The sequence below is a fragment of the Stenotrophomonas sp. MYb57 genome (assembly GCF_002966815.1).
Classification (GTDB): Bacteria; Pseudomonadota; Gammaproteobacteria; order Xanthomonadales; family Xanthomonadaceae; genus Stenotrophomonas; species Stenotrophomonas indicatrix.
The window spans coordinates 97,277-120,615 of sequence record NZ_CP023271.1 but is presented as its reverse complement, the minus strand read 5'-3'; the positions used below and the strand labels follow the sequence as shown (position 1 = coordinate 120,615).

Genomic DNA, 23,339 nt, shown 5'->3' with positions numbered 1-23,339 from the left:
GGTGATCGCAGGCACGCCGCTGCTGCTGCCACCCGACCTGCGTGCGCGCCTGCGTGCGCTGCGCCTGCGGCCACGCCTGGCCAGCGGTGCGAGCGGCATCGGCCAGCATGCCAGCCGCAGCCGCGGCGCCGGCCTGGAATTCGCCCAGTACCGCGCGTACGAGCCCGGTGACGAACTGCGCCAGATCGACTGGAAGCTGTATGCGCGCTCGGACCGCTTCTTCGTGCGCGAATCCGAGCGCGAAAGCCCGATCACCGTCTGGCTGCTGCTCGATGCCACGGCCTCGGCGGGCCAGTCCGACCATACAGCGCCCGGACGCAGCCGCCTGGATCACATGCGGCAGCTGGCTGCCTGCGTGGTCGAGCTGACGCTGCAGCAGGGTGATCGCTTCGGCCTGCTGGCGATCAACGGCGAAGGCCTGCAGCTGGTGCCGGCCGCGCATGGCGCGCGCCAGCGCGACCGCGTGCATCTGCAGCTGCATTCCCTGCAGGCGCGCGGCGCATGGCCGGCCGCAGAGCGGCTGCGACCGCTGTGGGAGCGCGTGCGCCCCGGCGATCTGCTGCTGGCCATCGGCGATGGCTTCGACGACGCGGGCATCGTGCTGCTGGAGCAGTTGGCCAGCGCCCGCCGCGAGGTGATGCTGCTGCAGGTGCTGACGACCGACGAGCGCGATTTCCCCTTCGACGCAGGCCATCGTTTCCGCGATCCGGAAACGGGCGATGAACTTCTCGGCGATGGCGCCGCGATCCGCGCCGACTACCTGCAGCGCTTCACCCAGGCGCGCGCCGCGCTGCAGTCGCGCCTGCAGGCCAGTGGCATCGCCTGCGCGACCGGTTGGCTGGATCAGCCGCTGGACCAGCCGCTGCAGGCGCTGTTCGGCCGCAGGGGCGGCGCATGAGCCTGCTGTTCCCGCTGGGCCTGGCGGCGCTGGCCGCATGGCTGCTGCCATTGCTTATCCACCTCGCCCGCCGTCATCCCTACACGCCGCTGGATTTCGCTGCGCTGCGCTGGCTGCGCGCCCAGGTGCGACCGCGCCAGCGCATCCGCTTCGATGATTGGCCGCTGTTGCTGGTGCGCTTGCTGTTGCTGGCCGCACTGGCCCTGCTGCTGGCGCGCCCGGCGCTGACCGGTCCTGCGCCCGTGCCAGCAGCGTGGACGGTGGTGGCACCGGGCCTGGACGCGACCGCGCTGCGCGGCAGCACCGATGCGCGCAACTGGCATTGGCTGGCGCCGGGCTTCCCCACCATCGACCAGCCCACGCCGGCAGACGCTGCTGCCCTGCCCAGCCTGCTGCGCGAGCTGGACGCGCAGTTGCCGGCCGGCACCGCGCTGACCGTACACGTACCGGATCCCTTGCCCGGCCTTGATGGTGCCCGCCTGCAGCTGTCGCGCGAGGTGCAGTGGCAGCCACACGCGCTGGCCGTCACCGCGCCGCCACACGCTTCCCCGGCACCACGCCTGCGTACGCGCAGCGATGCACCGGCCGCTGCGCTGCAATGGCTGGGCGCGTTGCAGCGCGCGTGGAGCACGCAACCATTGGCGGCCCCCCTGGCCGACGACGCGTTGCCTGCCCGCGGCGAGATCGGCGTATGGACCGCCACCGATGCGCTGCCTGGCACCTGGCAGCGCTGGCTGCAGCAGGGCGGCACGGTGCTGACCGCTGCGAAACCGCCAGCGGGTGCACCCGTACTGCTGCGCGATGCAGACAATGCACCGCTGCTGTGGCAGCAACGCATCGGCCAGGGCCGCCTGCTGCATCTGCCCGGCGAATGGAACGTGGCCCGCAACAGTGCACTGCGCGATGACGGCCTGCCGCGCGACCTGCTGCAGGCCCTGCAACCGCCATCAACGCCGCAGCTGGGTGATGCGCAGGACCAGACACCACGCCAGGCGGCCCTGCCCGCCGCAACGCCGCCCCTGCGCGAACCCACCGCCTGGCTGCTGCTGGTGATCGTGCTGCTGTTCGCGCTTGAGCGCTGGATGGCGAGCAGCGCGCGACGCAGGGCTGCACCATGAAGGCGCTGCAACAGGCATGGCAGCGCGCACGTCGGCGCCGCGCGGCGATCACCCTGCTGCTGGGCCTGCCGTGGGCGCTGGCGTCAGCGGCACTCGCGCTGCGCGTGTCCGGTTTCGATATCGCCTGCGTCGTGGCGACCGTGGCCCTGCTGATCATTGCGGCCGCCGCGACGATGCGCGCCCGGCAGCTGGACCGACGCTGGTTGCAGCGCAGGCTCGATGCCAGTGGCGCCAGCGAAGACAGCGCCGATCTGCTGTTTGCCGATGGCGCTGCGCTCAACCCATTGCAACAGCGCCAGCGCACCCACGTGCTGGCTGCACTTGAACACAACCTCCCCGAGCTGCGACCACGCTGGCCACGCAGGGCAGTGGCGCTGTGCTGGATCGGCGGCATCGCCGTCGCCGTGCTGGCACTGGGCTGGCCGCACAGCGGCGCACCGCGCCCCACGGCGCCTGCCTCGCCGCAAAGCAGCACCAAGGCCGGTCCATTGCGCCTGCAGTCCACTCGACTGCGCATCGACGCACCGGCCTACACCGGCCAACCCACGCGTACGCAGAACGCACTCGACGCCAAGGTCGCCGCCGACAGTCGCCTGTCCTGGTCACTGCGCTTCGACCGTGCACCCAGCAGCGCCTGGCTGCAGTTCCACGACGGTCGACGCCTTCCGTTGCGCGAGCGCAATGGTGAATGGCAGGCGCAGGACGTAGCGCGTACCCCGGTGCTGTATCGCGTGGTCAGCCAACCGGCGCTGGCCGACACCCGCCTGCATCGGCTCGACGTGGTCGCCGACCGTGCGCCGACGGTGCGCGTGATCGAGCCTGCCACCAGCCTGGTGCTGGGCACCCCCGGGCAACGGCAGTGGACGCTGCGCTTCGAGGCCAGCGACGATCATGGCGTCTCCGCGCAGGCGACGCTGTCGATCACCATCACCCAGGGCAGCGGTGAGAACATCACCTTCGTACGCCGCAGCGTGGCGCTCAGCGGCAGTGGCGAGGCGAAGGCACGGCGTTTTGCCCATACCCTTGATCTGGCCGCGCTGGGCGCACAGCCCGGCAACGATGTGATCGCCCAACTGGAAGTGCGCGACAACCACGCGCCGGCAGCACAGGTCGGTCGCAGCAGCAGCGTGATCCTGCGCCTGCCCAGCGCCGAGGCCGTGCTCGGTGCCGAACTGGAAGGCCGCATCAAGAAGACCCTGCCCGCGTACTTCCGCAGCCAGCGGCAGATCATCATCGACGCCGAGGCGTTGATCCGCGAACGCCGGAGCGTAGCCGCTGATACCTTCGTCAAGCGCAGCGATGCGATCGGCGTCGACCAGCGCATCCTGCGACTGCGCTACGGCCAGTTCCTGGGCGAAGAAAGCGAGGGCGCGCCGAAGCCACCGCCGACCAGCGACCTGCCCACCAGCGATACGCCGGCGGCAGACGCACACGATGACGATCATGAGCACGGTCACGGCGCCGAGGCCGGCGCACACGACGAGCACGGCCACGACCACGGTGGCGCAGCCAGCGGCAATGACACGCCACCGGTGTTCGGCAGCGCCACCGACGTGCTGTCCGAGTACGGGCATACCCACGACCACGCCGAGGCGGCGACGCTGCTTGACCCGCAGACACGCGCCACCTTGAAGGCCGCGCTGGACCAGATGTGGTCGGCCGAAGGCGAGCTGCGCCAGGGCCGCCCCGAGCAGGCCCTGCCGTTTGCCTACAAAGCGCTGGCGTTCATCAAGCAGGTGCAGCAGGCCGAGCGCATCTATCTGGCGCGCGTCGGCCCGGAGCTGCCGCCGATCGACGAGAGCCGGCGCCTGAGCGGCGACCGTGCCGGGCTGGCCAGCCGCAACCTGCCGCTGGCCGCGCGCACGCCGCCCGATCCGGCCGTCGTCGAGGCCTGGCAGCGATTGGGCGACGAGGACGGCACGCCCGATCTGGACATGCTGGCCGCCTGGCAGCAGCGCAACAACGCCTTCCTGCCCGATGCACTGGACCTGGCTGCCGCCATCGAACAACTACGCATCGACGCCGGCTGCAACGAGTGCCGGCAGCGCCTGCGCGCGCAGCTGTGGCGCGCACTGCAGCGGCCACTGCCGCAGGTGATGCGACGCCGTGCGGCAGATGCCATGGGGCAGCGCTACCTCGACGCGCTGGAAGCACAGCCATGAGCACATCGGCATTGAACGTGTGGGTCGCAGTGGCGCTGGCGCTGATCGTGCTGGTCGCCAGTGCGCGCCAGCTGCGTTCGCCCACGCAGAGGCGCGGCCGTCTTATCGCCGTGCTCACGCTGCAGGCGGCCGCCGCTGCGCTGCTGTACGTCTGCCTGCTGCCGCCCTCACAGCGCGCCTCCCTGGCCGGCCTGGTGGTGATCGGCGCCGGGGCCGACAAGACCGGTGCACTGCCCACCGGCGGCACCCGGGTGCTGCTGCCGGAAGCAACCGATATGGCCGGTGCAGCGCGCGTGCCGGACCTGGCCACTGCACTGCGCCGCTATCCGTCCTCCACGGTGACACTGATCGGTGCCGGCCTGGCCGCGCGTGACCGCGATGCCGCACTGCCCGCCGACACGCGCTGGCAGGCACCCCCTGCAGCCAACGGATGGATCGCCCTGCAGCCGCCCGTGGACACCGCTCCCGGTGCGCGCTTCGATGTGCACGCACAGGCACGTGGGGTAGACCGCGCGCAGGCCGAACTGCTGGACCCGGCCGGTGCGGTGGTCGATCGTGCACCACTGGCGGCGGACGGCCATGTGCAGCTCAGCGGCATCGCCCGCGCCGAGGGCCGCAGCGTGTTCCAACTGCGCCTGCTGGATGCGCAGGGCCATGTGGCCGACAGCGTGCCGGTGCCGCAGCAGACACTGGCCGCCGCTCCGCTGCGCGTGCTGGTGCGCTCGGCTGCCCCCGGCGCCGAACTGAAGTACCTGCGGCGCTGGGCCACCGATGCCGGCATCCGCGTACAGGTGCAGGCCGAGACCGGCGCAGGCCTCAGCCTGGGCGACGGCAACGTGGCGTTGGACGCCTCCACGCTGGCGCGCAGCGATCTGCTGCTGCTCGACGAACGCAGCCTGGCCGCGCTCGGTGCCGCTCAGCTGGCGGCCGTGCGCCAGGCCCTGCGCGATGGCCTGGGCCTGCTGGTGCGCAGTACCGGCGCGCCATCAGCCAGCGCACGGCAACGCCTGCGCGATCTCGGCCTGCCCGTGCAGGGCGATGCCGGCAGCCAGGTTGCGGCAATGCCCGGCGAGGGTGACGCAACGATGCTGCAGGCACGTCGCGGGCCGCTTGCCGCCGGCACTCTGCCCACCGCTGATGGCGAAGACGCCGACCGCGCGTCGCACGCCGCGGCGCTGCCGGCGCTGGAGTACCTGGCGCTGCAGGCAGCCGACAGCCGCCCCCTGCTGCAGGATCGCGACGGCAAGCCCATCGGTGGGTGGCGCGCCGTCGGCAAGGGGCGCATCGGGCTGCTGCCGATCACGGACAGCTGGCGCTGGGTACTGGCCGGTCGCGAGGATCGCCACGGTGAGTTGTGGAGCACGGTGTTCGCCTCCCTCGCTCGCGCGCAGCCCGGTACCGAAGGTCCATGGCCGGCACAGGCACAGGCACTGGCCTGGGCCGGCGAACGGCAGTCGCTGTGCGGCGTGCAGGCACCGCTGCGGGCCTTCGGCGGACGCGGCGATGGCGTGCCGCTGATCGTCGACAGCACCACCGGCACAGCACGATGCGCGGGCTGGTGGCCGCGCCAGGCCGGTTGGCAGCGCCTGCAGCACGGCGACCGCACGCAGTGGCGCTACGTGTTCGATCCGAAGCAGGCCCCTGCCCTGCACCGGCAGGCGATGACTGATGCCACCGCGCAGCGGCTGGCCACTGCGGCGCCAGCAACCGCGCAGGCGAGCCAGCGTGTACCAGGGCCGCGCTGGCCGTGGTGGCTGGCGTTCGTGCTGTGCGCATCGCTGCTCTGGTGGCTTGAGCGCCGACGCTGATCCAGGGGTTGATCCCGGGGTCGGATCCCTTTCGCCTGCGAAAGGGCCCTGACCCCACCGATTGGATCGCGAACACCATCCACGCATGGCGTGGATCTACTGATGCCGTGCAGGGTAGATGCCGCCTTGGTTGGCGCCGGGCCGTCCGCGCGTTTCATCCACGGATGGCGTGGATCTACTTGCGCCGATACACACCGTTGAAGCGCACGTTCATGCCGCCGCACTCGCTGTTGTCGGCCACGATCAGCACATCGCCCAGCAGCTGCGCGTGCACCGTGCAGGTGTCCTCCACGAAGTCGACCTGGGCACCACGCGGTACTGCCTGCGCGCTTACCGCGCCGATGTTCGGGCCGCCTGGGCGTTCTGCCGGCGTCGGGTTGGCCGAGGGCCAGTAGGCATCGCCTTCCACATGCAGCTGGCCGTCACGCACGCGGATGCGCAGGCCGTTGTCACTGTCCTTCCAGTCTCCCGACCAGGCGTGCAGCGTCGGCGCGGGTACCGGCAACGCCTGCAGCTTGCTGCGATCCACCCAGCCTGCGCTGCCACCCACCTTGTTCGGGAAGAACGCGCAGCGGTAGCGACCAAGATCACGCCCGGTCACCACCGTATCGCCACTCACCACGTAGCTGCGCTGGCGGCAGGCGGGTTCACCCTTGGCCGGGCAGCCGTCCATGTCGCCCAGCAGGTACAGGCGCGGCGTGCCCACCACCTTGGCCAGGGCAAAGCCCGATTGTTCCGAAGGGAACGCGCCATTGCGGCACGAACCGCCATCGGTCAGGTCGCTGGCGGACGCGGCAAGCGGGCTCAGCGTTGCAAGCAGGAACAGGGTACGCAGCAGCATCCAGGCAGCCTCGAAGGGAAGGCCCGCAGGATAACGCCTACTTCTCCGGAGGCGCGCCGCAACCGTCCTGCTGGGCGCAGAACTGCAGCGCGCGCCGTTGCTGCTCGGCGCTCAGTTCCGGTGGCGGCCGGGCGATGGCCGACTGGATCTGGTCCGGGCCGCCGGTGATCTTGTTCAGGCCCTTGGCCGCAGCCATCACGCCCTTGACCACGCCCATCATGATGTAACCGCCGCCCATGCTGACCTGCTCGGGCGAGGGCGGCTCACTCCAGTCGCGGCTGAAGCGGTTGTTCTCCGCGCGCATCGGGTTCTTGAAGCGGTACAGGTCCAGCGGCTGGTCGTCTTCGGGCTTGAGCGCACGCACTTCGCCCAGCGTGGTCACGTTCCCCTGCGCAGGCGGCAGGACCACGGGCGCGTCATCAGCAGCGGGCGGCACGGCAGGCGCCGGTACGGGATCAGGCGTGGGCACGGGTACGGCCGCCGGCGTCGTCTGCTGCGCGTGCGCGATGCCCGCCAGCAGCATGCCGGCCAGAAGTGCTACCTGTGTTGCCCGTTTTGCCACAGCCATCACCCTTGCCTGTTGCGTCCAGGTGTCGAGGATACGGGTGCGGGCTTCAGATTTCGTTGGAGGTGGCAAAGGCGTTCAGCGCACAGCGCACAGCGCACGGCACTGAATGATTCACTCCATCCCATCGCTGTGTCTCACATCCTGAGACGTGAATGTGGTGCCATGTGACCCCTCGAAGAATGTCCCGGCTCCATCCTCCATGGCCTACGAACTCGCCAAGCGCACCGCCGATGCGGAGCAGCAGCTCGCCACCCGTGATGGCCTGCCCGCACGCGATGGCGCACTGCTCAGTGCACGCCTGCAGCGCCGCTACCAGGACCGCATCACCGGCAGCTTCGCCATTCCCGGCCGCGAAGGCCGCTACGCGCCGATTCCCGATTCAGTGCCACCGGCCCTGACTGCGGCACTGAAGGCACGTGGCATCGAACAGCTCTACAGCCACCAGGCCGAGGCATGGGAGGCCAGCCAGCGTGGCGACCACGTCGCCATCGTTACCCCCACCGCCAGCGGCAAGTCGCTGTGCTACACCCTGCCGGTGGTCAGCGCTGCCATGCAGGACAAGGCCAAGGCGCTGTACCTGTTCCCCACCAAGGCACTGGCACAGGACCAGGTGGCCGAACTGCTGGAGCTCAACCGCGCCGGCGACCTCGGAGTGAAGGCCTTCACCTTCGACGGCGACACCCCCGGCGACGCGCGGCAGGCGATCCGCCTGCATGGCGACATCGTGGTCTCCAACCCGGACATGCTGCACCAGGCGATCCTGCCGCATCACACCAAGTGGGCGCAGTTCTTCGAGAACCTGCGCTACATCGTCATCGACGAAGTACACACCTATCGCGGCGTGTTCGGCAGCCATGTCACCAACGTGCTGCGCCGGCTCAAGCGCATCTGCGCGTTCTACGGGGTGCAACCGCAGTTCATCCTGTGCTCGGCCACCATCGGCAACCCGCAGGCGCATGCCGAGGCGCTGATCGAAGCACCGGTCACCGCCATCACCGAATCCGGTGCACCCAGCGGGCCGAAGCAGGTGCTGCTGTGGAATCCGCCGGTGATCAACCCCGACCTGGGCCTGCGTGCCTCGGCGCGCTCGCAGAGCAACCGCATCGCCCGCATCGCGATCAAATCCGGGCTGAAGACGCTGGTGTTCGCGCAGACCCGGCTGATGGTGGAGGTGCTGACCAAGTACCTGAAGGACATCTTCGATCACGATCCGCGCAAGCCACCACGCATCCGCGCCTACCGCGGCGGCTACCTGCCCACCGAGCGCCGCGAGACCGAGCGTGCGATGCGTGCCGGCAACATCGACGGCATCGTCAGCACCTCGGCGCTGGAACTGGGCGTGGATATCGGCAGCCTGGACGTGGTGATCCTCAACGGTTACCCCGGCAGCGTGGCTGCCACCTGGCAGCGCTTCGGCCGCGCCGGACGCCGCCAGCAGCCCGCACTCGGAGTGATGGTGGCCAGTTCGCAGCCGCTGGACCAGTACGTGGTGCGCCATCCGGACTTCTTCGCCGAGGCGTCGCCGGAACACGCACGCATCGCGCCCGACCAGCCATTGATCCTGTTCGATCACATCCGCTGCGCGGCGTTCGAACTGCCGTTCCGGGTCGGCGATGGCTTCGGCCCGATCGATCCTGAGGTGTTCCTGGAAGCACTGGCCGAAACCGAGGTCATCCACCGCGAAGGCGAACGCTGGGAGTGGATCGCCGACAGCTATCCGGCCAACGCGGTCAGCCTGCGCGCGGTGGCCGATGGCAACTTCGTGGTGGTCGACCGCAGCGATGGCCGCCAGCAGATCATCGCCGAAGTGGACTACTCCGCTGCAGCGCTGACCCTGTACGAAGGCGCCATCCACATGGTGCAGTCCACGCCCTACCAGGTGGAAACGCTGGACTGGGAAGGCCGCAAGGCCTACGTCACCCGCACCCACGTGGACTACTACACCGACAGCATCGACTTCACCAAGCTCAAGGTGCTGGACCGTTTCGATGGCGGCCTGGCCGGCCGTGGTGATTCGCACCACGGCGAAGTGCACGTGGTGCGCCGCGTGGCCGGTTACAAGAAGATCCGCTACTACACCCACGAGAACATCGGCTACGGCCCGGTCAGCCTGCCCGACCAGGAACTGCACACCACCGCGGTGTGGTGGCAGCTGCCGCAAGCGCTGCTGCTGCGCGCCTTCGCCAGCAAGCAGGATGCGCTGGACGGGTTCCTCGGCGCCGCCTATGCACTGCACATCGTAGCCACGGTGGCGGTGATGGCCGATGCGCGCGACCTGCAGAAGTCGGTGGGCAACGGCGATGGCACCTGGATCGCGATTGCCGACCAGAGCGGGCGCGGCCAGCTGCGGGGCAGCGATGGCGAGCCTGGCGCGGTGGAACTGCTGCAGGAATTCGTGCCGACCGTATACCTGTACGACAACTTCCCCGGTGGCGTCGGCCTGAGCGAGCCGCTGTGGCAGCGCCAGGCCGAGCTGGTGCAGCGCGCGCGCGAACTGGTACAGCGCTGCGACTGCAAGGCGGGTTGCCCGGCCTGCGTCGGTCCGGTGCTGGCCGCGCAGGAACAGGATGAAACCTCGCCGCGTGCGCTGGCGCTGCGCGTGCTCGACCTGTTCGATGCGCAGGCCTGCCAGCAGGTGGCCGATGTGGTGGTGAGCACACGCGACCCGATGGAGCTGATCGCCCCGTGAGCCTGAGCCTGGACAAGCTGCGGCTGCTTCGCAAGCAGGCCGGTGACCCGAAAGCAGCCACGCCTGCCGCGCCGACGCAGCAGACGCCGCCGGCACTGATGGCCGCCAACGATGCGCGGCAGCCACCGGCCGAGCGTTCGGTGTTTGCCTGGGTGGAACAGGAGATCCGCCACAAGCCGACCGGCACCGCCACCACCACGCCTGCGCCAGCAGCACTGCGACGGCCCGAGGTCGGCAGCCTGCATCGCCTGCTCGGCATGCGCTCGCGGGGTGGCCCTGCGCCGGCACGCGCCAGCGCGCAGGATCGCCAACTGCCCGGCAACGAGATTGCGCCCGGCCTGTTCCTGATCGAGTCACTGCTGCCGCAGCCGATTCCCGCCATGCCGCTGTCGCTGGCCTTCGCCAAGCGCGAGGGTGAGCACGTGGCTGCGCGCGACCTGCTGTTCTTCGATACCGAGACCACCGGCCTGGCCGGCGGCACCGGCACCCGCGCCTTCATGATCGGTGCCGCCGACTGGCATGTGTGCCCGCAGCGTGGCGAAGGCCTGCGCATCCGGCAGCTGCTGATGTCGACGATGGCTGCCGAGGAGGAGATGCTGGCCGCTTTCGCCAGCTGGCTGCAGCCGCATACCGTGTTCTGCAGCTACAACGGCCGCAGCTACGACGCCCCTCTGCTGAAGACGCGCTATCGGCTGGCCCGCCAGGCCGATCCCATCACCGCGCTGGACCATGTCGACCTGCTGTATCCCACTCGCCGCCGTTACCGCGGTACGTGGGAGAACTGCAAGCTGTCCACCATCGAGCGGCAACTGCTGCGCGTTGTGCGCGAAGATGACCTGCCCGGCTCGGAAGCCCCCGCCGCATGGCTGCGCTTCCTGCGCGGCGGCGATGCGCTGAATCTGCGCCGGGTGGCCGACCACAACCACCAGGACGTGGTGACCCTGGCGCTGCTGCTGCAGCGGCTGGTGCGGGAAGAGCAGCGCGAACGGGAGACTCTGGCGCTGGTAAGCGGATGAACGGAGAGGGTGGATCCAGGCCGCGTTGACATCACTGACACAGCGCTCGGCGACACTGCCGCTACTGAACACCACCCAGGAGTACTGCCATGCGTCGATCCCCCCTGTTGCTGCTTGCGGCCATCCTGCCGCTGGCCGCCTGCAGCCATGCCGGTGGCAACGCCTCCGCCGATGCCGGCAGCCTGCCGGCCAAGGTGTCCGATGGTCCGCAGGAGTGCCGCCCCGAGGCGCTGGACGCATTCACCGGCAAGACCGCCGACGAAGCGACGATCAAGAAGCTGGTGGCCGACAGTGGCGCGCGCAACGCACGCGTGGTCAAACCGGGGATGGCGGTGACCATGGACTTCCGCCAGGACCGGGTGACCGTGCAGGTGGACGCGCAGAACCGTATCGAGCGCGCCAGCTGCGGTTGATGGGGTAGCGCCGGGCCCTGCCCGGCGGATTCCATTCGCATACGCGCAGCTGCGGGCGCCGGGCATGGCCCGGCGCTCCGCTCTGTCAGAGCCGCTCGGCCTTGCCGCTGGCCAGCGCACGCGCGATGACCTGTTCTGCCTGCTTCGCTGCCTGTGCCTGCAGCCGTGCCTGACGCTCACCCAACGCGGCCTGTTGACTGCCCAGTGCCGCCTGCTGGCTTCCCAACGCGGCCTGCTGGCTGGCGAGTCGGCTCATCTCGCGGCTACGCTCGGACTGCAGCGCCTGGTTGCGGGCAACCTGTGATGCGCGCTGTGCTTCGGCCGCAGCCTTGCGTGCAATCGCCGCATCATCCACCGCGCCGCGTGTAGCCCGCGCCGCTTCGGCTGCCGCTTCGCGATTGATGTCGCGATTGTTGATCGCACTGCGTGCAGCCCGTGCGGCGGCGAGGGCGATCTCACGCGCCTCTTCGCCCTGCAGCCTGCCCAGCTCGCCCTGCTCGCGGCCGAGCTGGCCCTGCTGACGACCCAGCACACTCTGCTGGCGCCCCAGTTCACTCTGCTGGCGGCTCAGGTCGACGGCGCCGGCATAGGCACGCTGCAACGACTGGATCAGCATCGGATCGCGCACGACGTAGCGCTTGTCGCCCTGGCGGAACCACAGGGCGGGGCCGTCACCAAGCCGGCTGCGCGCCTGCATCACATCGTCCATGCCGGCATTGGCGAACGCCTGGCCGTGATCGACGAGGACGAAGGCCTGCTGTGGCGGCGTACCCAGATCCAGCTGGCCATGGGTGACGATGGTGGTCTGCGAGTGCGCATGGGTGCCTGCGTCCTGCTCCTCGTCTTCATTGACGTCGGCAGGTTCCTCAGGCTCGGCCGGTTCTGCCGGCTCGGCCCAGTCGGCCGGCTCTGCCGGTACCGCTGCGGCAGGCGGCGCTGCCGGTGCCGGGGGTGCTGCGGGCGGCGGCGGCGGCGCTGGCACAGCGCGCGGCGGTGCCGGCGGTGCAGGCGGGACCGGCGCGGCCACCAGCCGCATCGGCGCCACACCCACGGCCAATACAACCAGCGTCAAGCCGACGGCCAGCAGGCGTGGGCACGCCCGATGCGACTGCAGTGACAGCAGGCGGCGCTTGAGGCTGGTGGTGCTGGGCGCTGCGCTGGCCACGCCGAGGTGTGGCTGCGGCGCCACACCCAGCTGCAGCAGCAACCGGCCATAGGCATGGCGGCTGGCACCGTGCTGGCCGACCACCGCCGCATCCACGGCTTCCTCGCGGGCTTGGGCGTATTCGCGCACGGCCAGGCGCAGCAGCGGATGGAAGAAGAACAGGTGCTGGGCCAAGGCAGGCAGCAGCCCCCACTGCAGGTCACGACGCTGCAGGTGTTGCAGCTCGTGGGTCAGCGCCAGGTCCAGCGCATCGCCCTGCAGCGCGTTCATTCCCGCCGGCAGCAGCAGCACCGGACGGAACGGCCCGACCAGCTGCGGCGCGTCCACCTGGTCGCTCATCCACAGGCGCGGCGCGCGGCGCAGGCCGTGCGCATCCGAGGCCAGCTGCAGCGCCTGCACCAGCGCCTGGTCCTCGCACGGATACGACGCCGCCAGCAGCGCACGGCAACGGCGCCATTCGCCGAAGGTCCGCAACGCCATCAGCAGTACACCGGACATCCACAGCGCGGCCAGGGCCAACGCCCACCAGGCCACCGGGGTGCTGCCGACATCACCCATCGGCGTGTTCGCCAGCAGGTGCGCCGATGCCTCCGGTGCCATCGTATATATCGCGTCCGCCGCAAGATCCACGGTCGTCATTGCCACCGCATCGGGTGCGGGCAACCAGGCCAGCTGCAGCGGTTGGCTCCACAACAGACCGACCACCGCCTGCAGCGACACCAGCCACCACAACCGGCAACGGGTGGCCGCCGACAGTGCCGGCAGCGCGCGGCACAGCAGGTACACCAGCGCCACCAGCAGCACAGTCTGCAGGCTCGTCCAGCCCAGCCGTTCCAGCATCGGAATCAACATCGAGGTATCCATGGCTCAGTCCTCCTGGCGACGCGATTGCAGTTCGGCCACCAGCGCTTCCAGTTCGGCCAGTTCGTTGTCGCTGACCTTCTGCCGCTGCGACAGGTACGCCACGAATGGCGACACCGAGCCCTGCAGCGTGTTGTCGACGAACTGGGCAACGGCGCCCTGCAGCACGCTCTCCGGGCCACGGGTGGGCTGGTAACGGTAGACACCCTGCTGCTGCCTGCGCTGCAGGTAACCCTTGGCGCGCAGGCGCTCCATCATCGTCAACACCGTGGACCGGGCCAGTCCGCGCGGTTCGCCATAGCCGCTGGCGACCTCGCCGACGCTGGCCGGTGCCTGCTCATCCACATACTGCAGCAGGGCCAGTTCCTGGTCCCCGATGGTCTTGCCACGCATGACAACACTCCCTTGACTACACGTGTCGCTACTGTTGCCATGACGACACCTGTAGTCAACCCCCCGGAAGTCATGGGCCGACGAACGGTAGGGCGCGCAGCCGGCTTAAACCTTTTACGCCGGGCGCGCATCCGACCCATGGCCTGTCGCCTGCGGCGGCCGTCACCGCCGCCGATCTTTCCGCCCTCCGGGAACCCGCATGCCTCGCCAGACGCTACGAACCCTGCTCATGATCATCAGCCTGCTGCCCTTCGCCGCCGTCTCCGCCAACCAGGACCAGGCCAACGACCAGACCCGTCGTTTCATCCGCCAGACCATGCAGGAACAGCGCATCCCGGGCCTGCAGATCGCGGTGGTCAAGGATGGCCAGGTGGTGCTGTCGGAAACCTATGGGCTGGCCAACGTCGAGAACGGCGTGGTCGCCACCCGCAGCACCCGGTTCCCGCTCAACTCGGCCACCAAATCCTTCACCGGCGTCGCTCTGGCGCAGCTGGCACAGGACGGGCGGGTGGATCTGGACGCGCCCATCGCGCGCTATCTCGACGACCTGCCCGAAAGCTGGCGGGCGGTGCGGGTGCGCCAGCTGCTCGCCCACACTTCCGGCCTGCCCGACATCCTCGATGCAGAGGGATTGCTGGGTGGGGGCTCGGAACAGGACGCATGGCAGGCGGTCCGCGCGCTGCCGGCAGAGGCCAGGGCCGGCGAGCGTTTCCAGTACAACCAGACCAACTACCTGCTGCTGGCGCGGATCATCGCGCGGCAATCCGGCATGCCCTACGAACGCTTCCTGGCCACCGGCCAGTTCTCCACCGCGCGCATGGCACGCACCACGTTCGGCGACAGCTACGACCTGATCCCGGATGCGGCGACGATGTACAGCTACCTGCCACGCGCCACCGATGCAAAGGATGCAACGCCGCGCCTGTCGCACTGGTTCTACGACATGCCGCCCAGCCTGTGGGCCGGCGGCGGCATCCTCACCACGGCCGATGACACCGCGCGCTGGTTGGTTGCACTGCAGGAGGGACGCCTGCTGGAGCTGCGCGCGGTGCAGCAGATGTGGTCGGCCGAACACCTCAATGATGGCAGTGCCGGCGACTGGGCCGCAGGCTGGCCGGTGTTCAACACCGCACCCGACCTGCAGGTGGGTGGCATGGGCGGTGCGCGCTCGGCCTTCATCGTCTATCCCGAGCGCGAACTCGCCGTTGTCGTGCTGACCAATCTGGTCGGCGCCAATCCGCAGCAGTTCATACCGCGCATCGCCGGTTTCTACACTGCCGCGCCCAAGGGCGTTGCCACCGCGCGCTAACCGCGCGGCCCGCCCATCACCGGCAGGATCACCCCGCTGATGTAGCTGGCGCAGGCCGGTGAGGCCAGGAACACATAGGCCGGGGACAGCTCTTCGGGCTGTGCCGGCCGCCCCATGTCACTGTCCTTGCCGAACTCGGCCACATCCTTGGCCTGCTTGTCGGCCGGATTCAACGGCGTCCACACCGGCCCCGGCGCCACGCAGTTGACCCGGATGCCGCGCGGCAGCAACTGGCTGGCCAGCGCCTTGGTGAACGCATGGATCGCGCCCTTGGTAGCCGAGTAATCGATCAGTGCCTTGCTGCCGAACAGGCCGGTTTCCGAGCCGGTGTTGATGATGCTGGCGCCCTCGCCCAGGTGTGGCAGCACTGCGCGTGCCATCTGGATGTAACCGCCGATGTTGGTCTGCAGGGTTTCCTGCAGGTGCGCATCTTCCAGGTCTTCCAGGCGCTCGCAGTGCAGCTGGAACGCCGCGTTGTTGACCAGGATGTCGATGCCACCAAACGCCTTGGCCACCTGTTTGACTGCCTTGTTGCAGAAGCGCGGGTCGCGCACGTCGCCGGCGATCACCACGCAGCGGCCGCCCTCTTTTTCCACGTGCTGACGCGTCAACTCGGCGTCCTTGGCTTCATCCAGATGCAGCACGGCAACGTCGGCGCCTTCGCGGGCGAACAGTACCGCCACCGCCCGGCCGATGCCGGAATCACCACCGGTGACGATGGCTCGCATCCCTTGCAGCTTGCCGCTGCCAACATAGTCCGGGGCCAGGAAGCGCGGCGCCAGCTCCAGTGCATGCTCGTGGCCGGGCTTGGCCAGCTGCTGCGCCGGCATTGTCTCCGGCTGACGGCGCGGGCCAGCCTGGGTGGTGGTCTTCCTGGTCGCCTTTTTTGCCGCCTTCTTCGCTACGCGTACATCCTTCGCCTTTTCCTGGTCCTGCAGGCGCCGCTGCCGTGCTGCGACACGCGCCGCGCGCGGATCGGAAGCGGCGGCCTTGCGGGTGGCGGTCTTCACCACGCGCGGGCGATCGGACGTGGTGGCTTCGGCGGCGGCGGGCGCTGCCTGGGTGCCTTTGCGTACCTTTGGCGATGCCTTGCGGCGGGCGGGGGTCTTCTTGGTGGTGGCCATGCAGGTCTCCTCGGGAGGATGGGGGTTGCCGGCCAGCGGCCGGCACTACCGGGGCGCGTGCGCCGCAGTACCGGGGGCGGCGTGCGCCGCTCGTGCAGTGTCTCCACGCAGGCTGTTGGCGGCAGTGAGCGAACTGTGTCCATCGCGTGCACGGCATTCATTCCGCCACCACGCGTGTCGTCGCACCCTGCAGGCCACAACACGAGGAACGTCCCCCATGAAACATGCCATTGCCACCGCCGCCGTCTGCTTCGCTCTCGCCGCCTGCAGCAGCAGCCCGGTCACCCAGGTCCAGCCGATCGATGGGGTGATTTCAGGCCAGTGCCACACCGACAAGGTGCGCGGCGCAGTCGGCCTGGCCGCTTCGGGCATGACCATCGAACGTGCGCGCGTGGACAGCGACAGCCTGCACGTGCAGGTAACCCGCGGCAGCCGCGAGCGCAGCGGCAACACCGCCAGCGGCGCTGCCGATCCGGCCGCCGGCGCAGCCACGGAAGGTGGGGATCGCCTGACCATCGAAACCGGCCGCACCAACAACATCACCGCCATCTACTGCGGCTGACCTGCCTTGCGGCTGAGCCGCCGGGCCCGGCGCAGCACCTTCAGTGTCGCCTGTTCCCACTGCCGCGGGCCGCGCAGGCCCGCCAGTGCGGTCAGTTCGCCGCGTTCCCAACCGGCGAACACGCAGGGATCGATGTAGGCCTTGCGGCATACCGCTGGCGTATTGCCCAAGCGCGCAGCCACCTGGCACACCACCTCGCGTTGCGCCTTGGCCAGCGCGCGTTGGCTGGCCGGCTCGGGCAGCTCGGTGGCGGCGAAGGCCTGCACCGCCGCCATCGTGCCGCCCCAGGTGCGGAAGTCCTTGGCGGTGAAGTCCTCGCCCATCACCTCGCGCAGGTAGTCGTTCACCGCGCCCGAATCCACCGGCTGCACCTCGCCCGCGTCGTCGCGGTACTGGAACAGGGCCTGACCCGGCAGCTGCTGCACGCTGCGCACCAGCGCGCCCAGCCGACGGTCACCGACCACCACCTCCTGCAACTGCCCGGACTTGCCCCGGAAGCGCATGCGCACCCGGCCACCCCGAAGCAGGTCCAAGTGACGGTTGCGCAACGTTGTCAGGCCGTATGACTTGTTCTCCTGCGCATAGGTTTCATTGCCCACCCGCACCAGCGTGTCGGCCAGCAGCGCGACCACCACCGCCAGCACCTTCTCGCGCGGGAAACCGCTGCGCTTGAGGTCGCGGCCCAGGCGCCGCCGCAGCGCTGGTAACGCCTGGCCGAAGGCGATGGTGCGGTCGAACTTGCCGGCGTCGCGAACGGCCGCCCAGTCGGCGTGGTAGCGGTACTGCTTGCGCCCGCGCGCGTCGCGGCCGGTGGCCTGCAGGTGGCCATCGGCGCGGGCACAGATCCACACGGCGGTATAGGCCGGTGGAATGGCCAGCGCGCGGATGCGCTGCAGGGTGGCGGCATCGCGCACGACATGACCATCGGCATCGCGATAGGAAAAACCCTTGCCGGCGCGGACGCGGCTGAAGCCGGGCTGGGTGTCATCGACGTAGCGCAGGCCGGCGGCGCGCGCGGCCTGGCGTTCGGGTGTGGGGGTCGCTGGCATGCCTGCAGTCTGCCGATCGGCGCGGCGTGGCCACGTCAATAACGCAAGACAAACACGTGAGGGCGGGTTCGCCGCTATGCTCGGCCTTTCACCGTCCCTTCCATTCCGGAGTCATGATGTCGTTCCCGATCCGCGCCCGTTCCCTCTCCGCCCTGCTGCTGCCGGCCGTGCTGGCCCTGACCGCCTGCCAGGCGCCGTCGCTGGATGAGCAGGATTCGGCCACCGCCCACGCACAGCAGGCCGCCGAGGCCGCCAAGGCGCCGGCCGACGAAGCCGGCAAGGCCACCGAAGCACCGCCGGTCGGCAACTGCGATGCCAGCCAGGTGCAGAGCCTGGTCGGCCAGCCCTACACCGAAGCGCTCGGCAAGCAGGCCCAGGAAGATGCCGCGGCCAAGCAGCTGCGCGTGCTGCACCCCAATGACGTCACCACGATGGAGTTCCTGGGCGACCGCCTGAACATCGAAGTGGACGCAAAGGACGTGGTAAGCGGCGTCCGCTGCGGCTGAGGAACCCCGCGCCGGCAAGCGTTTGCCGGCGCTTTGGTTGCGCCTGCAACCGTGTATTGCGGCGTTGCAGCAACCTGTGATCTAGTCGAGGCATCCGGTGGCCTCATGATGCGCTCCAGGAAGAGCACGGCGTGTGCGTCAGGGTGAGTGTGAAGGCACTTGGCGTGCGGCCAGACAAGGCGCGCGCCGCCGCGCAGGCGAGTGCCTGCGCAAGGTGAGCAACGCCGTATGGGCATGCGCCAAGCGGCTTCCCGACGGGCCGCGCCATGCGCGGCACACTCCACCATGACGTACAGGGCGTGCTCTACAGAGCGGGCAGGAGTGTCCCCGTTCATTTCAATCTGCATCGAGGTAGAGATGGCCCCCCGCAACCGCCAAGGGCTTTACGACCCGCGCTCCGAGCGCGATGCCTGTGGATTTGGCATGGTCGCCCAGCTCGACGACCAGCCTTCGCGCCTGCTGGTGGATACCGCCATCGCTGCGCTCTCGCGCATGACCCACCGTGGTGGTGTCGCCGCCGATGGGCTCACCGGCGATGGCTGTGGCCTGCTGCTGCGCCGCCCCGATGCCTTCCTGAAACTGCTGGCCAGTGAAGCCGGCATAGCCGTCGGCGCGCGCTTCACTGCGGGCCTGGTGTTCCTGCCGCACGATGCCGATGCCGCGCAGGCCTGCCGCACGCAGCTGCAGCAGCAGATCGAAGCGGTGGGCTGCAAGGTGGCCGGCTGGCGCGAGGTACCGACCGACGACAGCGTCTGCGGACAACTGGCACGCGACACCCTGCCGCGCATCGAGCAGGTGTTCGTCGATGCCGGCGTCGGCCAGGATGACGCCGGCTTCGGCCTGGCCCTGTTCCTGGCCCGCCGCCGCAGCGAACAGCAGCTGCGCGCGCACGCCGACTACTACGTCACCACGCTCAGCCCCAACGCCATCAGCTACAAGGGTATGGTGCTGCCGGACAAGCTCAGCCGCTTCTTCCCGGACCTGCAGCGGCGCGAACTGGCCTCCAGCGCCATCGTGTTCCACCAGCGCTTCTCCACCAATACGCTGCCGCGCTGGCCGCTGGCGCACCCGTTCCGGATGCTCGCCCACAACGGCGAGATCAACACCATCGAAGGCAACCGGCGCTGGGCACAGGCGCGCAGCAAGGTGTGGAAGACGCCCCGTTTCGACATCGGCGAGTTCGACCCGGTCATCTCCATGCACGGCTCCGATTCGCAGAGCCTGGACAACATGCTGGAACTGATGGTGTCCGCCGGCATGGAGCTGATCCAGGCCCTGCGCATCCTGGTGCCGCCGGCAACGCAGTCGCTGGAATTCAAGGACCCGGACCTGGCTGCGTTCTACGAGTTCCACGGCCTCAACAGCGAACCGTGGGACGGCCCGGCCGGCATCGTCGCCTGCGACAGCCGCTACGCGGTGTGCACCCTCGACCGCAACGGCCTGCGCCCGGCGCGCTGGATGCTGACCGCCGATCGTCACTTCCTGGTCGCCTCCGAAGCAGGCGTCTGGGAAGTACCGACCGAGCGCGTGGTGCGCAAGGGCAAGCTCGGCCCGGGCGAGATGATCGCCATCGACCTCAAGCGCGGTGACCTGCTCGATTCGGAGGCCATCGACCGCATCAACCGCGGCCGTGCACCGTACAAGCAGTGGCTGCAGCAGGGCGTCACCTACCTGCAGACCGAACTGATCGACCCGTCGCTGGTGGAAGAGCCGTTCGACGAAAGCACCCTGCGCAGCTACCACAAGCTGTACCAGCTCAGCAGCGAGGAAGTGGAACAGGTGCTGCGGCCGCTGGCCGAGACCGAGCAGGAAGCCACCGGCTCGATGGGCGATGACACGCCGATGGCCGTGCTCAGCCAGCGCAGCCGTCCGCTGTACGACTACTTCCGCCAGGCCTTCGCGCAGGTCACCAACCCGCCGATCGACCCGCTGCGCGAAGACTGCGCAATGTCCCTGTCCACCCAGCTCGGCAAGGAGACCAACATCTTCCATGCCGGCCCGGAGACGGTGAACCACGTCATCCTCAACTCGCCGGTGCTGAGCCAGCGCAAGCTGCGCCAGCTGCTGAAGATGGACCAGTACGTGCAGGCCAACCGCCTGCTCGACCTGTCCTACAGCGAAGAGGAAGGCCTGCGTGCGGGCATCGAACGCATCTGCGTCGAGGCCGAACAGGCTGCGCGCGACGGCATGGTGATGCTGCTGCTGTCCGACCGCTACCCGGTGGCCGGGCGGCCGATGGTGCATGCGCTGCTGGCCACCAGCGCCATCCACCACCACCTGTCACGGCTGGGCCTGCGCTGCGACGTCAACCTGATCGTGGAAACCGGCACCGCGCGCGACGCGCACCACATGGCCTGCCTGCTCGGCTTCGGTGCCACGGCGGTGTATCCGTACCTGGCCTACCAGACCCTGTTCGACCTCGGCCGACGCGGCATCCTCAAGCTCAGCAAGGGCGGTGAGCAGTCGCAGATCGGCCGCCGCTACCGCAAGGGCATCTACAAGGGCCTGTCCAAGATCATCTCGAAGATGGGCATCTGTACCGTGGCCAGCTACCGCGGTGCGCAGCTGTTCGAGATCATCGGCCTGGAGCCGGAGGTCGTGGACCTGTGCTTCCCCGATACCGCGTCGCGCATCGGTGGCGCCGGCTTCGCGCGCCTGGATGCCGACGCGCGCGAACTGTGCGCGCAGGCCTGGGACGCCCAGCAGGGCGTGGATGTCGGCGGCCTGCTGAAGTACGTGCACGGCGGCGAGTACCACATGTACAACCCGGACGTGGTGACCACCCTGCAGCGCGCAGCGCGCAGCGGTGACCCGCGTGCGTGGCAGCAGTACTGCGATGCCGTGCATGCGCGCCCGCCGTCGGCGCTGCGCGATCTGCTGCAGCTGGTGCCGGCGGCAACGCCGACACCACTGGACGAAGTGGCACCCGCCAGCGATCTGTTCCCGCGTTTCGATACCGCCGCGATCAGCCTCGGTGCGCTCTCTCCCGAGGCGCATGAAGCGCTGGCCATTGCGATGAACCGCCTCGGCGGCCGCAGCAATTCCGGCGAAGGTGGCGAAGACCCGGCGCGCTATGGCACCGACAAGCGCAGCAAGATCAAGCAGGTGGCCTCGGGCCGCTTCGGCGTCACCGCCGAATACCTGGTCAATGCTGAAGTGCTGCAGATCAAGGTTGCGCAGGGCGCCAAGCCCGGCGAAGGCGGCCAGCTGCCCGGGCACAAGGTCAATGAACTGATCGCACGCCTGCGCTATGCCAGGCCGGGCATCGGCCTGATCTCGCCGCCGCCGCACCACGACATCTACTCCATCGAAGACCTGGCGCAGCTGATCTACGACCTCAAGCAGGTCAACCCGACCGCGCTGGTGTCGGTGAAGCTGGTCAGCCATGCCGGCGTCGGCACGATCGCGGCGGGCGTGGTCAAGGCCGGTGCTGACCTGATCACCATTTCCGGCCATGACGGCGGTACCGGTGCTTCGCCGGTCAGCTCGATCCGCTACGCCGGCGTGCCGTGGGAACTGGGCATCGCCGAGGCGCACCAGGCGCTGGTGGCCAACGACCTGCGTGGGCGCACCCTGCTGCAGACCGATGGCGGCCTGAAGACCGGCCTGGACGTGGTCAAGGCAGCGCTGCTGGGCGCGGACAGCTTCGGCTTCGGCACCGCGCCGATGATCGTGCTGGGCTGCAAGTACCTGCGCATCTGCCACCTCAACAACTGCGCCACCGGCGTCGCCACCCAGGACGAGCGCCTGCGCGAGAACCACTTCACCGGCCAGCCCGAGCGCGTGGAGAACTTCTTCCGCCTGCTGGCCGAGGAAGTACGCGGCTGGCTGTCGGTGCTGGGCGCACGTTCGCTGCAGGAAATCGTCGGCCGCACCGACCTGCTGCGCCAGCTTGAGGTCTCGCCGCGCGAGGACGTGCGCGTGGACCTGTCGCGGCTGCTGGCCGACGCCAGTTACCCGGGCAGCCACTGCGCCGCACAGCGCCTGTATGAATCACCTGACAGCCTGGCCACGCAGATGGACGGCCTGCTGGCCGAGGCCATCGAACACAAGCGCGGTGGCGAGCATCGCTTCCTGATCCACAACACCGACCGCAGCATCGGCACCCGCCTGGCCGGCGCCGTGGCGCGCGCGCACGGCAACCAGGGCATGGCCGAATCGCCGCTGGAACTGCGCTTCCGCGGCAGCGCCGGGCAGAGCTTCGGCGCCTTCAACGTCGGCGGCCTGCACCTGGAAGTGGAGGGTGAAGCCAACGACTACGTCGGCAAGGGCATGGCCGGTGGCCGCCTGGTGGTGCGTCCGCCGCGTGGCGCACGCTTCGAGGCACGCAGCACCGCCATCATCGGCAACACCTGCCTGTATGGCGCAACCGGTGGCGAGCTGTTCGCCGCTGGCCGTGCCGGTGAACGATTCGCCGTGCGCAACTCCGGCGCACTGGCAGTAGTGGAAGGTGCAGGCGATCACTGCTGCGAGTACATGACCGACGGCGTGGTGCTGGTGCTGGGCAAGGTCGGCCTCAACTTCGGTGCCGGCTTTACCGGTGGCCTGGCCTACGTGCTGGACGTGGACCGCGATTTCGTCGACCGCTACAACCACGAGCTGATCGACATCCATCGCGTCTCCGCCGAAGGGTTCGAGAACTACCGCCAGCACCTGCACCGCCTGATCGGCCGTCATCGCGAACTGACCGGCAGCATCTGGGCGCAGCAGATCATGGACGAGTTCCGCGATTACATCGGCAAGTTCTGGCTGGTCAAACCCAAGGCCGCCAGCATCGAGTCGCTGACCGAAACCCTGCGCCGCGCGGCGTGACACACCGCACGTGACGGATGCGCCGCATGCACTGGGCGCACCGGC

Annotated in this window: 17 protein-coding genes; 11 read left to right on the top strand and 6 right to left on the bottom strand. The window is 69.2% G+C overall.

What is annotated here, in order from left to right:
• Nucleotide 1 precedes the first annotated feature (1 nt).
• From CLM74_RS00490 to CLM74_RS00475, 4 genes are read left to right on the top strand one after another with little or no spacing between them, the layout of a single operon-like run.
• Complete coding sequence (locus tag CLM74_RS00490; protein ID WP_105163218.1) at nt 2-898, top strand: DUF58 domain-containing protein; 897 nt, start codon at nt 2-4, stop codon at nt 896-898.
• A complete protein-coding gene (locus tag CLM74_RS00485) occupies nt 895-2,016 on the top strand; it encodes a BatA domain-containing protein (protein WP_080150263.1) in 1,122 nt (373 codons plus the stop codon). The genes CLM74_RS00490 and CLM74_RS00485 overlap by 4 nt, the downstream gene beginning before the upstream one ends.
• Nucleotides 2,013-4,178, top strand: a complete 2,166-nt coding sequence (locus CLM74_RS00480) for a hypothetical protein (protein ID WP_105163217.1) — start codon at nt 2,013-2,015, stop codon at nt 4,176-4,178. The genes CLM74_RS00485 and CLM74_RS00480 overlap by 4 nt, the downstream gene beginning before the upstream one ends.
• A complete protein-coding gene (locus CLM74_RS00475) occupies nt 4,175-5,986 on the top strand; it encodes a hypothetical protein (RefSeq protein ID WP_105163216.1) in 1,812 nt (603 codons plus the stop codon). The genes CLM74_RS00480 and CLM74_RS00475 overlap by 4 nt, the downstream gene beginning before the upstream one ends.
• A 175-nt stretch (nt 5,987-6,161) precedes the next feature.
• Here the strand turns inward: CLM74_RS00475 and CLM74_RS00470 are convergent, their stop codons facing one another.
• On the bottom strand, nt 6,162-6,827 hold the full coding sequence (locus CLM74_RS00470; protein WP_105163215.1) for a hypothetical protein: 666 nt from the start codon (nt 6,825-6,827) through the stop codon (nt 6,162-6,164).
• A 37-nt stretch (nt 6,828-6,864) separates the two neighbouring features.
• On the bottom strand, nt 6,865-7,395 hold the full coding sequence (locus CLM74_RS00465) for a hypothetical protein (protein WP_105163214.1): 531 nt from the start codon (nt 7,393-7,395) through the stop codon (nt 6,865-6,867).
• Nucleotides 7,396-7,594: 199 nt separating this feature from the next.
• Here CLM74_RS00465 and CLM74_RS00460 point away from each other — a divergent pair, with 199 nt between their 5' ends.
• From CLM74_RS00460 to CLM74_RS00450, 3 genes are all read left to right on the top strand, one after another.
• A complete protein-coding gene (locus CLM74_RS00460) occupies nt 7,595-10,084 on the top strand; it encodes a DEAD/DEAH box helicase (protein ID WP_105163213.1) in 2,490 nt (829 codons plus the stop codon).
• Nucleotides 10,081-11,100, top strand: a complete 1,020-nt coding sequence (locus CLM74_RS00455) for a ribonuclease H-like domain-containing protein (RefSeq protein WP_080150256.1) — start codon at nt 10,081-10,083, stop codon at nt 11,098-11,100. Before CLM74_RS00460 ends, CLM74_RS00455 begins: the two co-directional genes overlap by 4 nt.
• 89 nt (nt 11,101-11,189) lie before the next feature.
• The gene (locus tag CLM74_RS00450; protein ID WP_025876032.1) at nt 11,190-11,513 is read left to right on the top strand and encodes an I78 family peptidase inhibitor; all 324 of its coding nucleotides are present in this window, start codon (nt 11,190-11,192) and stop codon (nt 11,511-11,513) included.
• 85 nt (nt 11,514-11,598) lie between these two features.
• Here the strand turns inward: CLM74_RS00450 and CLM74_RS00445 are convergent, their stop codons facing one another.
• Together CLM74_RS00445 and CLM74_RS00440 are read right to left on the bottom strand one after the other, a co-directional pair.
• Nucleotides 11,599-13,542, bottom strand: coding sequence for a M56 family metallopeptidase (locus CLM74_RS00445; protein ID WP_105163212.1), 1,944 nt, complete (start codon nt 13,540-13,542; stop codon nt 11,599-11,601).
• 3 nt (nt 13,543-13,545) lie between these two features.
• Nucleotides 13,546-13,932, bottom strand: a complete 387-nt coding sequence (locus tag CLM74_RS00440) for a BlaI/MecI/CopY family transcriptional regulator (RefSeq protein WP_025876036.1) — start codon at nt 13,930-13,932, stop codon at nt 13,546-13,548.
• A 229-nt stretch (nt 13,933-14,161) separates the two neighbouring features.
• On the opposite strand from CLM74_RS00440, the gene CLM74_RS00435 reads away from it, so the two are divergent.
• Nucleotides 14,162-15,241, top strand: a complete 1,080-nt coding sequence (locus tag CLM74_RS00435; protein WP_105163211.1) for a serine hydrolase domain-containing protein — start codon at nt 14,162-14,164, stop codon at nt 15,239-15,241.
• On the opposite strand, the gene CLM74_RS00430 is transcribed toward CLM74_RS00435, so the two are convergent.
• Nucleotides 15,238-16,365 (bottom strand): SDR family oxidoreductase, encoded by a 1,128-nt coding sequence (locus CLM74_RS00430; protein WP_105163210.1) that lies wholly within the window; start codon nt 16,363-16,365, stop codon nt 15,238-15,240. The genes CLM74_RS00435 and CLM74_RS00430 overlap by 4 nt on opposite strands.
• A gap of 217 nt (nt 16,366-16,582) precedes the next feature.
• Here CLM74_RS00430 and CLM74_RS00425 point away from each other — a divergent pair, with 217 nt between their 5' ends.
• A complete protein-coding gene (locus CLM74_RS00425) occupies nt 16,583-16,927 on the top strand; it encodes a hypothetical protein (RefSeq protein WP_105163209.1) in 345 nt (114 codons plus the stop codon).
• On the opposite strand, the gene CLM74_RS00420 is transcribed toward CLM74_RS00425, so the two are convergent.
• Complete coding sequence (locus CLM74_RS00420; protein WP_105163208.1) at nt 16,915-17,976, bottom strand: DNA topoisomerase IB; 1,062 nt, start codon at nt 17,974-17,976, stop codon at nt 16,915-16,917. The genes CLM74_RS00425 and CLM74_RS00420 overlap by 13 nt on opposite strands.
• Before the next feature lie 116 nt (nt 17,977-18,092).
• On the opposite strand from CLM74_RS00420, the gene CLM74_RS00415 reads away from it, so the two are divergent.
• Both CLM74_RS00415 and gltB read left to right on the top strand, forming a co-directional pair.
• Nucleotides 18,093-18,482 (top strand): I78 family peptidase inhibitor, encoded by a 390-nt coding sequence (locus CLM74_RS00415; protein WP_025876043.1) that lies wholly within the window; start codon nt 18,093-18,095, stop codon nt 18,480-18,482.
• Nucleotides 18,483-18,839: 357 nt separating this feature from the next.
• Nucleotides 18,840-23,294 carry a glutamate synthase large subunit gene (gene gltB / locus CLM74_RS00410; RefSeq protein WP_025876046.1) on the top strand — a complete coding sequence of 1,485 codons (4,455 nt, stop codon included), beginning with the start codon at nt 18,840-18,842 and terminating at the stop codon, nt 23,292-23,294.
• Nucleotides 23,295-23,339 lie beyond the last annotated feature (45 nt).